A 12,351-nucleotide genomic window follows, 5' to 3' on the forward strand; every position below is an offset into this window, starting at 1 on the left:
TTTAACCTGTCATCTGAATACGCACTCGGCGGCGTTTTGAGGCGCTGCCGGACTCGGGATTAACAAAGGTGGTCCAGCCGAGCTGGCAGGTGCCAGCATCGCCTAACCGCATCGGCTTTACGGCGCTGGGTAACAGCTCTAGCTCTAGGTCGTAGGCCAACGGCTCGCGCAGCACAAACTCAACCAAGGTGCGCAATGGAGCATGCTCCCTGCCATCGGGTAGGAAGTCGCGAAAACGCTCCAAAGTAAGACCAAATAAACCCAGCACAAATTTGCCGTTAACATCAGCAACGCGCTCACCGGCCACTACATCGCTGCCTAACGTCATTGCTGCCATACCGCTTCGGCTGCGTTGATCCATCGGAATCTGAACCCAGCGATGTACCCACTCTTCAATCTGCACATCATCAAGGTCAAAGCAGTGCCCTACGATGCTGCAGACGACCTCGGGTGAACGCGAACGGCCTGCCAGCAAACCGGCATAAGCCAGCATCTTGCTCCAGTTAATAGGCGTCTCAACGCGCAGGTCACTGTCCGCCAACCCCACCAAAGCAAAAATGGCCGCCGAAAATCCATCGCTAGCACCATCCTGATAGCGGATGTAGTGGCGATATTTACGCCAACTGCGGTGCACTAACGCCAGTAAGCGGTTATTGAAAAAGTCCAGGAAATCGCCTGCAACACCGTCGTGGTGGGCGGCCTCATGCGCTAATGTTTCAAGGTAATAGCTGGGCAGCGGCGACTGAGACCCCTGCAGACCCAAGAAGCTAACTTCCAGCTCATAATGGCCCTCAGGCTGAAAAGCCAGTGAGAGCACATCACTGCTGGGAAAGCCTAGTGACGCTGAAGCGCTATAGCGCACGCGCTCAAAAGCGGGCGCGCCTCGCTGAGCGCACTCTAGGTCATCGCCATGATGACGGTGCAGAAGCTCTACTAGCTGATAAAAATCGTAACGCCGCGCCTTTGCCATCAAAGGGGCAAGCGCTACATCAGAGGCTGTTGCCCCGACTGTAAGGTCCATTTGTAGCGCTCGTGATTTTGACGGTTAATAACATGCAGCTCATGAAACGAGTTGATGCTGGCGTACAAGGAGAAGAACCGCGCCAGCACACTGCCAAATAAATACAGACTCCCTTCGTCGCCAAAGGCATCTTGATCTAGCGTCATGACCGAACGCAGACCACGAATGGGCAGCCCTCTTTTCAGCCGATCAATGGGCTGGGTTTCAATGCTAACAATGCCTGCCAGCCGTTTTTGAGCCACTCGCTCGGCCTGCCTATCGACCAAGGCACGGAAATCGTAAGCACGCAGCACAGAACACAGCGCATCACGCTCCAGTAGCGATAAGTAGTTAAGCGATAGATTAGAAATCAGTGTCCATAGCAAGCTGCCATCCAGCGTGGGGCGCAACACTGGCGTGGGGCGGGTGATATTTTGAAACATGGCATACGAGGGGCTCTCTTCCGTTGAGTAGCAAATATCGCCTACCGTCAAACGCTCAGGCAGCTCTCGATTACTACACGTCAATCCGAGCGAGACGGTTTCGGACATGCCGATGTAGCTGCGCTCATCGCCACGCACAAAGGAGATGTCGTGATCAAACCCATCCCCGCGCAAGCTGTCGCGCACGCGAAGACGGTAGTAGGAGGCATCGTTGCCACGGTCTCTCTTGACTTGGTGTTGAAAGCTTTCAAAAGGCACGTACTCACGCGGCGTACCGCGCCCTTTACCGGTCTCGTTCTCTAACCAGCCTTCCACCTTATCGACGCTAAAAATTTCATAGTGGCCGGGAGATCGACTATTGGGGTGAATGCGGTATTCACTGCGCTCCCCGCTAACATCAACAGGCTCTGCATCGTGAGAGAACAGGTTGATCGCCGGCGAGCAATACAAAGCGAAATGCTCGTCTCTCACCCGTGCGTCGGTCGGTAACGTACGCTCAAACTCTAGGCGCAAAATAATTTTGTCTGCGGGAATGGCCGGCAAGTGTTGGCTCAGGGCTGTTACATCAAAGAAATGGAAAGCCTCTGGAAAACACAAGTATTCCTGCAGTATCCGATACCCTTGATACACATTCCTCGGGTAGGGCAGTAGTGCATGATGGCGATCAAAACCAACCGGCTGCAGCAACTGCTTGGGCAGAGGCAGCCGTTTGCCATCAATTTCCAGCTCTACGCGCGCTAGGTAGTGGCTCATCCACAGGTAAAGCGTGCGCGCTGTATAAGCGTCTCCACCCAGGTGCAGACGCAATGTATCAATCCCCATCGCGCTGAGGGGCTGATCACTATGTACATCAAGCGCCAACTCAACAATGGAGGCATCGCGTGTATGGCGTGCCTCAACCCCCGCATGTTCGAGCGGATAGAGCGTCACGTCATGACAAGTGCGGAACATGCAGGTAGTGCCATCCACTGGCTTACTGGCTAATTCCGTACCCCGCTCCAGGAGCTGATGGGTACTCAGCGCATGCCACGTAGGGGTAAATTGCACCACGGTCATGCTAGGCACCGGGCGCAAGTAGTTCGGCCATAGCATGCTGATCAGCGAATGGGTAAGTTCGGGGAACTCATCCTCCACTTTTTCGCGCATACGGCCAGTTAGAAAGGCAAAGCCTTCTAATAGACGTTCAACATCAGGATCGGTACTGCGCTCTGACAAGAAGCGACTCAGGCCGGGGTTGCCCTCCGCAAATTCTCGCCCTTGGCGCTTCAGAAAATTGAGCTCGTCCCGGTAATAGCGATTTAGCATTCGGGCCTCGCAAGCCTATCAGTTAAGACACTGATAGCGCTTATTATTGAGCAATAAGTCGATCGTGGCGTGGGCGTTATCTCGCCCTAACGCTACGGTGGCATGTACTTGAAAATGCAGTTGTAAGGGATCGCCATTATTGGGTAATGACTCAACTTCAACGTGCTGAACCCGCGGCTCAAAGCGTTCGATGCATTGCCGAATGGCGCGCTGGATATTCAGCTCTAAATCCAGCACGCCGATCGTTGCATCATTGAAGTCCAGCAACCCCAACTCAGGCTCACAGGCGCTATTGCCCGGATGACTGTTGAGCAACTCCACTAAGTGTCGTTTGATCGACTCAACAGTTTCCGCCAGCCTCTCATCCTCCCCATGCGCTAACGACTGTTCAGGCATCGCAAGACGCTCAAACAGACGGCTACCTAGCAGGCTGCCATGGTTAATAGCCATGATGGAGAGGTTCCCTTATTCCTTGTCGAGACGTCCGACTAACGACAGCTCAAAGTTGGCACCCATGTACTTAAAGTGCGGGCGCACCGACATAGACACCTGGTACCAACCCGGATCGCCTTCGACATCCGACACCTGAATAGAGGCGGCACGCAGCGGGCGGCGGCTGCGTACATCGGAGGGCGGGTTCTCTTGGTCGGCCACGTATTGGCGGATCCAGGTATTCAGCTCACGCTCAAGGTCTTGACGCTCTTTCCATGAACCGATCTGTTCACGCTGGAGCACTTTAATGTAGTGAGCCAGGCGGTTGATGATGAACATATACGGCAGTTGAGTACCCAGTTTGTAGTTGGTCTCAGCGTCTTTGCCTTCGGGCGTGTTCGGAAATACCTTGGGCTTTTGTACGGAGTTAGCCGAGAAGAAAGCAGCGTTATCGCTGCCCTTACGCATCGTTAACGAAATAAAGCCTTCTTCAGCCATTTCGAACTCGCGGCGATCCGTTACCAGCACCTCGGTGGGGATTTTAGCCTGCAACTGACCTAGCGCTTCGTAGGTGTGGACAGGCAAGTTTTCAACCGCACCGCCGCTTTGGGGGCCAATAATGTTCGGGCACCAGCGGTATTTTGCAAAGCTGTCGGTCAAGCGCTCGGCCAGCAGGTACGCCGTATTACCCCAAAGATAATGGTCGTGATCTTCGCTGACGGTTTCACGATAGTTAAATGTCTTGATGGGGTTTTCGACCGGGTCGTAGGGCATCCGCAGCAAGAAACGAGGCGCCGTCAGACCTAAATAGCGCGCGTCTTCTGACTCGCGCAGACTACGCCAGCGCGCGTACTTGGGCCCTTCAAAGATGGCTTTAAAATCTTTGATATTGGGCAGCTCTTCAAAGCTATCGATGCCGAAGAAGGAAGGCGCCACCGCTGACAGGAACGGCGCATGGGCCATCGCCCCTACAGCAGCCGTGTGCTGCAGTAGTTTCATATCAGGGGTCGAGGGGGTGAAATCATAATGCCCGATAATCCCTGCTACCGGCTCACCGCCAAACTGACCATACCCGCCAGCATAAACGTGTTGGTAGAGCCCGCTTTGGGTAATTTCCGGGGCAAACTCAAAGTCATCCAGCAGTTCTTCTTTGGTGGCGTGAAGCACATCAAGCTTAATGTTTTCGCGGAAATCGGTGCGGTCGACCAACAGCTTCAAGCCACGCCACGCAGACTCCAGCTGCTGAAAGCTATTGTCGTGAAGAATCTCATCAACTTGCCGACTAATTTTCCGGTCAAGTTCAACGATCATGCTATCCACAACGGCTTTATTAACCTGCGGGGCAGCGTTCTCGCCGCTTAACAGTTCGGAAATAAAAGCGGCAACGCCTTGCTTGGCAACGTCGTAGCCCTCATCCGCTGGCGCCATACGAGTCTGCGCCATCACTTGGTCAAGTAAAGAAACCTCTTCCTGGGCTTCCACCGTTTGGCTTTTCTTTTGCGCCGTATCACTCATAGAGATGCCTCGAATACAATCCGGTTACTGGACTAGCACGAAAATAAGAATGCTTAATCGTTACGATTAGGGTCAGAATCAAGCAGCTCTAGCTCCGCCAACAGCTGCTGACGCGTTTCGTCACTTTCGAGTAGCTTCTGCAAACGATCACGAAAAGCAGGTACGTTGCCCAGCGGCCCCTTCAATGCCACCAACGCCTCCCTTAATTCGACTAGCTTACGCAGCTCCGGCACCTGCCGAGCGATACTGTCGGGCGCAAAATCATGGAGTGATTTAAATTCCAAATTGACGGCCAAATCGCTTGCTTCACCCTCTTCTTGCAACCGATTGGGAACCGCAGCCTGCAAGCCAAGGTTCGCTTCGCGCATAACAGACTGGAAGTTATTCTTATCAACAGAAACAGCCTCACGCTCCTCAATGGAGGTATCTTCCTCGCCTCCCTTGAAGTCACCGACCACCAATAATTTCAACGGCAGTTCAGTCTCGGCCTGCTGATCACCTGTAGCGGGTACATACTTGATATTGATGCGCTCTTTCGGCGCGACCGTTCCTTGCTTAGCCATGGTTTTCGCCCGTAAAAATTAGAACATTTTCGATTCAAAGAAGAATGCTTATTAATTGCGGGAAAGTACCGGATTTACACCGAAAGTACCAAATGGCTCTAAGCAGGTATTGCGACAATCTGAGAGAAGAAGACTTTCAAGAAGACGTGTTTTACGACCTTTTTCGCGAATTTTAGCAGCACAATAAAAGAAGCTAATTAAAACTAATTCTTAAAAACCGCATTTGTAAGAGATCTCTTACAAAAACTGTCAGTGATTTCTTACAAAACGGAGAGCAAAATTCATACAAGAGAGGTGCTTAAATGGGCAGCGCCGTCATTTTTAGCGACAAAAATATTGCTCCCATGGCCCTATTTCTGCTTAAAATTCCAAGAAAGGCTTTAGTCATAAAGCAAGGTAACGGTAGATGCAACCCAGCGTTACTAAGCGCTTGTAGATGTAACGAGCAAGCAAGCAAGTTCTTGCCCTGCCAGGCAATATCTTGCCCAGCACAGGCAACTTTTTGCCCCGCAGAAAGAAGCGCCCTACACAACAAACACATAACATATTGATATATAACAAATTTAAAAACCTGGCCCTGAAATTGCTCTATTGTCTGAGTCCACGTGACATTTCTTTAATTTTTCAGTCAAGGAGCAGACCATGCCAACACCATGTTATATCAGCATCGAAGGCCAAACTCAGGGCAACATCACAGCAGGCGCTTTTACCCCTGACTCCGTAGGCAACATCTACGTTGAGGGCCATGAAGACCAAATGCTGGTACAAGAATTTAAGCATGTTGTTACCGTACCCACTGATCCGCAGTCTGGTCAGCCATCCGGTCAGCGTGCACACAAGCCCTTTATCTTTACCGTTGCCCTGAACAAATCAGTACCGCTGATGTACAACGCACTAGCGTCTGGTGAAATGCTGCCCAACGTTGAGCTGAAGTGGTACCGCACCTCTGTTGAAGGTAAGCAGGAGCACTTCTTCACGACCACGCTGACCGATGCCACTATCGTTGACATCAACCTGCGTATGCCACACGCCCAAGACATCACCAAGTCTGAATTCACCCAGTTGATGGACGTGTCACTGGCTTACCGTAAAATTGATTGGGAACACACTGTTGCTGGCACCTCTGGTTCCGACGACTGGCGCGCCCCGATCGAAGGTTAAGCTGTTGCTAATAGCCTAGCCCTGGCCTGAAAAACAAGGCCTGAAACAAGCGAAGCCCCTTCCACTTGGAAGGGGCTTCGTCGTTTCTGCTCTATTGCTGCAGGTGTTTCGCTATTGGTATTGCGCCAAGGCTCTGGGATTAAACAAACCGCCCCAAACCTACCGTTGAACGGAGACGATCCATCGTTACAACAGCTTCTTCCCGCGCCCGTTCGGCGCCTTTTTGCAACACAGCCTCAATGTGGGCCGGGTCTTCCATCAGCGCATTATAGCGTTCACGCGGCGCGCTCAAGTGTGCATTCAAGTACTCAAACACTTGATCCTTAGCCGCGCCCCAGCCAATACCGTTCACGTACTGCTCACGTAGACTAGCGGTCTCTTCAGGTGTCGCAAAAGCGGAGTAGATTTGAAACAGCGTGCAGGTGTCTGGATCTTTCGGCTCACCGGGCTCCAGCGAGTTGGTCTTAATCTTACGTACCAGCTTCTGCAGTTTTTTCTCAGCGGAAAAGAGCGGGATCGTATTATCGTAGCTTTTGGACATCTTGCGCCCATCCAAGCCATTCAACAGCTGTACTTTGTCGTCTACCACGGCCTCAGGGAGGGTAAAGTGCTGCCCTTTATAAAGATGGTTAAAGCGCCCGGCGATATCGCGCGCCATTTCAATATGCTGAATCTGATCGCGCCCTACCGGCACCTTGTTGGCGTTAAACATTAAAATATCCGCCGCCATCAGCACAGGGTAACCAAAAAGGCCCATCGTAATGCCTTTATCAGGATCCTGGTTTTCCGCCTCTTCGTTTTCAGCCACCGCTGCTTTGTAAGCATGGGCGCGATTCATCAAACCTTTGGCACATACGCAGGAGAGCATCCACATCAGCTCGGGAATTTCGCCAATATCAGACTGGCGATAGAAAATGGCGTTATCGGTATCCAGCCCTAGCGCAAGCCAAGTCGCGGCAATCTCCAGGCGAGACTGCTGCACCCGCTTAGGGTCTTGGCACTTGATGAGGGAGTGATAGTCAGCCAGAAAATAGAACGACTGCACGTTGGGATCCTGGCTTGCCTCAATGGCGGGCTTGATCGCTCCAACATAGTTGCCCAAATGGGGCGTGCCGGTGGTGTTGATACCGGTGAGGACGCGGGTTTTTGCGGTCTGGCTCATGGTTTTTAGGCTCATCATTGAACGTACATTGTCGTATGATACTTGTATGAACCTGGGGATGCGACAGGCAGAATTTGGTTTTACAATATCCGCAGAGAGTGGTGAGGATTTACAAGAGCATTATGCCGTTATCATTCTGAAAGAAATGCTCAATCGATGAAAAGAAAATAGGGGTCACTAAAGGCAAGTGGCTCTTCCTGATCATCATATACAGCTCCAAACGCGACGAAGCACTTTTCTCCATCAACAAGCAAAGGAAAATAAAAACACAGGAAGGCCTCCCCCTCACACTGATCTACGACCTGCCCAAGCCCTTTGATACTCTCCCAATTCATCTTTTCAATATAATTTTGGTCATAAGACTCACTACCCCAGTTTATTGTTTCGAGATTCTCCTCAACCGCTTTTGCGTAAGCCGACTCTGCATTCATATTGGCTTGCGCCACTATCCGGTAGTTACCTGCCAAATGCTCATTTATGATTGCTGACTGCATGCCGGCAGTCCCCAGTAGCAGTGCCCCGGCTAGTAGCGCCATGACGATGACCAATGCAGCGCCTTTCTGACGATTTTGCAGAGTCATCAGTCGTCACCAAAATCGATATTTTCTGACAAACCCTCTAATGCTTGACGCATAGAGAACTCATAACCATATACTGACAGTAACTCCCAAACACTCAGGTCAGCATTAATACTATTGACATTATTGAATACAACAGAGCCATTGGAGATAACACTACCAACAAACTCAACTCCAGACATGCTTAAATTGACACTACCCGCTCCCCAGATAAGTCCTCGAAACAGTGCATTGGTATTATTGCCATTAAAATTAATTTCGCCACCAGCGACAATGGCGACATCAGTGACTGAGGAGTTATCATTCTGCTGTATTGAAATGTCTTGCTCTACTACGACCACCTTTCCACTAAGTTCAGTCACGTTTAACTTATTTATATTTCCATCGCAATAAAAGACCTTGCCCGATGAAAACATGATTTCGTTTTCGGTACAGGTAGCAATCACGCCGTCCAGATTTTTAATGTTATTGATATAGCCTGTATAGTAATCATGCGAGTCGCTTGATTGCGGAGAAGGGATAATCGATGGATCTAAATTTGAGTTAACCGTTGATTCACTTACCAGGATATTTTCCGCCCCGCTCACGGCACCTCCCGCAATCACTGCATCGCCCTTCCCCTTCTGACTGGTAGGAGTATCAAAGAAGCTGGCATATATGCCCTGTCGCTCCATGACATGAAATACAATCGCCTCACCATTGTTCTCTAAGGGCAGTTCCACCCGGTAAAGCGGCGCATCACCCGGCACAAGTTCGCCTAACACGTGCTCGTCCTCATTACACTGGCTTGGCGAATCATGATTCGGTACATCTTTCAGAAAACTTACCAGCGGCTGCCCATTCTCTTCCTGATCCGCCACCGTACAGCTACAGGCATCCTGATTCCGTTCACACCGTAACGTATAGCGACCCGGCCCACTTTGACGAATTTCACTGGTAAGCCTCTGGGCAATAAAAATCAGGTTCTCTTGCTTACGGCTTACCTTGTCAACATTTTGAAAGGTCTGAAAGGTCGTTAGAAACAGTTGGCCAGCCCCAAGGATAATGACCGTGCCGATCGCCAACGCCACCATCAACTCCACCAGTGTAAAGCCCTGCTGACGCTGCCTCATGGTGAGCTCTCGACCTTGGGAAGAAGAAAGAAGTAGCTAAATTGATCGTCATTGTTCTCGCCCAAGGCCACAGTCACGTCAATGCGACAATCACTTCCACTGTCATCTTTTGCAATATAGCTGTGGGAAGAAGAGGCTCCCCGTAGCGGTGTCGCATCACTATTTTGAAACCAATGTTCCTTCCATGCACTCTGCACGCCGGAGATGTAGACATCCTCGCAGGTCTGGCCTGTTTCGAGCGTGGCTAGCTGAGCCCAAAGCCGCTCCTGAGCATCCACAGCCGCAACACTTGCCACCGAACGCTGATAGCCTGCATTGGCACTTTGCAGTGCTTTAAGCTGCATGGCGGCAACGCCGATCAGGCCAATCGAGAGAACCACCAGTGCGATTAGCGCTTCCAATAAGCTAAAGCCGCGCTGAGAGTTTATGACTCTCTCCTTCCTGCGAAGGCTGTCCGATGTGCTAATCACCAGCGTTACAGAAGGAGCTGAAGCACTTTGATGGGTGGGGTTTAACGTCATTTCGCAGGGAGAGTCAGGACAGTTGGAAGTGGCAGCGTCGCCCACACTTTGAAAGCGTTGTCGCCTTAACTCACCAACAGGCATTGGGTAACCTTTCGCCATTCGAACTTAAGGTTATATCCTCTTCACAGCCATCATCTTGAACGGTGCTCGCAGTCAGTAGGTAGCCGTCACCGTTAATACTCTCAGCAATCTCATAATTTTTTTCGGGAGATAACTCACTGATGGTGCAATCGCTATAGCTGTAAGAACGCGTGTAACAGCGCTCAAGCTCTGAAGCGGCTTGCATAAGGCCTGCGTGGGCGTCGGTTCGCACTGATTTTTGCACGTAGCGGGTATAGCTGGGGTAGGCAATGGAGGCGACGATGCCGATGATCACCAGCACAATCATCAATTCAATGAGGGTGAAGCCGCGCTGGCCATTCAGTAAAGAATGGCCAGTCGAAAGATGAGAGGTATAAGACACGCGGCTTCGCTCCTGTATTAGTGGGCTCATACCGTTTTAGTATGTCGCAAACTAATACGCATTGCATTGCGAGGCCTATGGTTAGCTGCTGGCGATCACCTTTTCACGCAACTCCTTTGGCATAGAGAAAGTAATGGTCTCCTCGCGGCCCTGTAGCTCTTCAGGTAATGCAGCCCCCATGGTCTGCAGCTTGGCAATCACACCTTTCACCAATACTTCAGGGGCACTGGCGCCTGCGGTGACGCCTACACGCGCTACGTTCTCAAGCCACTTGGGGTCGATCTGGTCAGCGTTATCGATCAAGTAGGCGGGCGTGTCCATGCGCTCAGAAAGTTCTCGCAAGCGGTTAGAGTTGGAGCTATTGGGGCTGCCCACCACCAGCAATAGATCGCTCTGGGCCGCTAGCTCACGTACTGCATCCTGACGGTTCTGCGTGGCGTAGCAAATATCGTCATTGCGTGGCCCCTGAATCTCGGCAAACTTATCGCGCAGCGCGTCGATCACCTTAGCGGTATCATCCATCGACAGCGTAGTTTGGGTCACGAAGGCCAGCTTTGAGGGATCATTCACCTCCAGCTTAGCGACGTCTTCTTCATCCTCTACCAAGTAGATACGCCCACCGTGGGAGGTGTCATAACGCCCCATAGTGCCTTCAACTTCCGGATGACCTTCATGACCAATGAGAATGCACTCTTGACCACGCTTGGCGTAGCGCAATACTTCCAAGTGCACTTTGGTGACCAGCGGGCAGGTGGCGTCGAATACCTTCAAGCCCCGCCGCTCAGCATCGGCTTGCACCGCACGGGAAACGCCATGGGCGGAGAAAATGACGATGACATCGTCCGGCACTTCATCCAGTTCTTCAACAAACACTGCCCCGCGAGCGCGCAGCGTTTCGACCACAAAGCGGTTATGCACAACCTCATGGCGCACGTAAATCGGCGGGCCAAACACATCCAACGCGCGATTAACGATATCAATCGCGCGATCCACACCGGCACAAAAACCACGCGGATTGGCTAACTTGATCTGTATGGGCTGTGCTTGCGTCGTTTGCATAGTAGCGCCTTGATGCGTAAGCGGCATCGCTTAGTGAATTAATGCGTTGTCACCGGTTTGACGTCGAGCACTTCGACCTCAAAGGTGAGCGTGCGGCCTGCTAACGGGTGATTGAAATCCACCTCGATACGATCACCGTCAATGGTTTTGACCACACCTGGCAATTCCGTTCCCGCTTTATCGGCAAACGACATTACCATACCAATTTCCGGGGCTTCATCGCCAAAATCTGCCCGCTTCAGGGTTTGAATATTTTGCGGGTTGTGCTGGCCGAATGCATGCTCAGGGGTTATCTGAAAGGTACCCTCCTGCCCCGCAGCCAAGCCTTTAATCGGATGCTCAAAACCGGGCGGCAAATTTCCGTCGCCAAACTCGAAGGTAGCCGGTGCTTTGTCTTTGGTGGAGTCCACCAAAGTGCCATCTTCCAGCTTTAAGGTGAAGTGTAGCGTCACTTCCATGCCTTCATCGATCAGATAGTCGCTCATTGCAGTTCTCAACGTTCGATTAATGGGAAGTCTTGGCCGCTTTTTTGCGCCGCCGCTCGCCCATAATGGATTCCCAGATTAAAGCGACCGCCCCCAGGGTAATCGCTATATCCGCCACGTTAAACGCCGGGTAGTACCACCCAGCGACGTGAAACGATAAAAAGTCGACCACATAGCCATGCACCAGGCGGTCGTAGAGATTCCCCAGCGCCCCGCCAATAATCAGCGGCAGCGCTATCGCCAGTAACTTTTCATCGTGTTTGATGCGTGAAAGCCATACTGTCAACGCCACGCTGGCACCTACGGCAATCAAGGCGAAGAACCAGCGCTGCCAGCCTGGATGTGTGGCTAAAAAGCTGAACGCTGCGCCAGTATTGTGCAGCAGCGTCAGGTTAAAGAACGGCAGTATTTCGACCGGCTGGGCATAGCCCAACTGACTACTGGCCACGTATTTGGTGACCAAATCCAAGGCAATTACTGCCACAGCTAGCCACAGCCAGCGCAGCGGCCGCTGCATTGGCGGCCGTGTGTCGACATCGTCAGACGGTG

The 12,351-nt window shown here is 51.7% G+C and carries 14 protein-coding genes; 1 reads left to right on the plus strand and 13 read right to left on the minus strand.

What is annotated here, in order from left to right; all coding sequences use genetic code 11:
• Position 1 precedes the first annotated feature (1 nt).
• Genes tssG through tssB form a run of 5 tightly spaced genes read right to left on the minus strand, consistent with a single transcriptional unit; the run spans position 2 to position 5,258 of the window.
• Positions 2-1,021 (minus strand): type VI secretion system baseplate subunit TssG, encoded by a 1,020-nt coding sequence (tssG, locus tag YERSI8AC_RS19385; protein ID WP_027956916.1) that lies wholly within the window; start codon positions 1,019-1,021, stop codon positions 2-4.
• Entirely contained in the window at positions 985-2,748 is a 1,764-nt protein-coding gene (gene tssF, locus YERSI8AC_RS19390) for a type VI secretion system baseplate subunit TssF (RefSeq protein WP_022521992.1), read from the minus strand. Before tssF ends, tssG begins: the two co-directional genes overlap by 37 nt.
• Before the next feature lie 18 nt (positions 2,749-2,766).
• Positions 2,767-3,198: a type VI secretion system baseplate subunit TssE gene (tssE, locus tag YERSI8AC_RS19395; RefSeq protein ID WP_159177326.1), complete on the minus strand. Its 432-nt coding sequence runs from the start codon at positions 3,196-3,198 to the stop codon at positions 2,767-2,769.
• A gap of 15 nt (positions 3,199-3,213) precedes the next feature.
• On the minus strand, positions 3,214-4,695 hold the full coding sequence (gene tssC, locus YERSI8AC_RS19400) for a type VI secretion system contractile sheath large subunit (RefSeq protein WP_009287536.1): 1,482 nt from the start codon (positions 4,693-4,695) through the stop codon (positions 3,214-3,216).
• 53 nt (positions 4,696-4,748) lie between these two features.
• Positions 4,749-5,258 carry a type VI secretion system contractile sheath small subunit gene (gene tssB, locus YERSI8AC_RS19405; RefSeq protein ID WP_009287535.1) on the minus strand — a complete coding sequence of 170 codons (510 nt, stop codon included), beginning with the start codon at positions 5,256-5,258 and terminating at the stop codon, positions 4,749-4,751.
• Positions 5,259-5,900: 642 nt separating this feature from the next.
• Between tssB and YERSI8AC_RS19410 the strand changes: the two genes are divergently transcribed.
• Positions 5,901-6,419, plus strand: a complete 519-nt coding sequence (locus YERSI8AC_RS19410) for an Hcp family type VI secretion system effector (protein ID WP_009287534.1) — start codon at positions 5,901-5,903, stop codon at positions 6,417-6,419.
• A gap of 139 nt (positions 6,420-6,558) precedes the next feature.
• On the opposite strand, the gene YERSI8AC_RS19415 is transcribed toward YERSI8AC_RS19410, so the two are convergent.
• The 8 genes from YERSI8AC_RS19415 to lspA all read right to left on the minus strand — a co-directional run bounded on the left by YERSI8AC_RS19415 (position 6,559) and on the right by lspA (position 12,319).
• On the minus strand, positions 6,559-7,581 hold the full coding sequence (locus YERSI8AC_RS19415) for a tryptophan--tRNA ligase (protein ID WP_022521989.1): 1,023 nt from the start codon (positions 7,579-7,581) through the stop codon (positions 6,559-6,561).
• Positions 7,582-7,730: 149 nt separating this feature from the next.
• On the minus strand, positions 7,731-8,162 hold the full coding sequence (locus tag YERSI8AC_RS19420) for a hypothetical protein (protein ID WP_022521987.1): 432 nt from the start codon (positions 8,160-8,162) through the stop codon (positions 7,731-7,733).
• Positions 8,162-9,271 (minus strand): PilW family protein, encoded by a 1,110-nt coding sequence (locus YERSI8AC_RS19425; protein ID WP_159177327.1) that lies wholly within the window; start codon positions 9,269-9,271, stop codon positions 8,162-8,164. Before YERSI8AC_RS19425 ends, YERSI8AC_RS19420 begins: the two co-directional genes overlap by 1 nt.
• Positions 9,268-9,876: a type IV pilus modification protein PilV gene (gene pilV / locus YERSI8AC_RS19430; protein WP_236557357.1), complete on the minus strand. Its 609-nt coding sequence runs from the start codon at positions 9,874-9,876 to the stop codon at positions 9,268-9,270. Before pilV ends, YERSI8AC_RS19425 begins: the two co-directional genes overlap by 4 nt.
• Positions 9,863-10,258, minus strand: a complete 396-nt coding sequence (locus YERSI8AC_RS19435; RefSeq protein ID WP_022521984.1) for a type IV pilin protein — start codon at positions 10,256-10,258, stop codon at positions 9,863-9,865. The genes pilV and YERSI8AC_RS19435 overlap by 14 nt, the downstream gene beginning before the upstream one ends.
• A gap of 81 nt (positions 10,259-10,339) precedes the next feature.
• A complete protein-coding gene (ispH, locus tag YERSI8AC_RS19440; RefSeq protein ID WP_159177328.1) occupies positions 10,340-11,344 on the minus strand; it encodes a 4-hydroxy-3-methylbut-2-enyl diphosphate reductase in 1,005 nt (334 codons plus the stop codon).
• A gap of 11 nt (positions 11,345-11,355) precedes the next feature.
• Positions 11,356-11,802: an FKBP-type peptidyl-prolyl cis-trans isomerase gene (gene fkpB, locus YERSI8AC_RS19445; protein ID WP_022521982.1), complete on the minus strand. Its 447-nt coding sequence runs from the start codon at positions 11,800-11,802 to the stop codon at positions 11,356-11,358.
• 19 nt (positions 11,803-11,821) lie between these two features.
• Entirely contained in the window at positions 11,822-12,319 is a 498-nt protein-coding gene (gene lspA, locus YERSI8AC_RS19450; protein ID WP_053857186.1) for a signal peptidase II, read from the minus strand.
• Positions 12,320-12,351: the final 32 nt, after the last annotated feature.

Origin of the sequence: Halomonas sp. 113 (genome assembly GCF_904067645.1) — a bacterium.
Classification (GTDB): Bacteria; Pseudomonadota; Gammaproteobacteria; order Pseudomonadales; family Halomonadaceae; genus Vreelandella; species Vreelandella titanicae.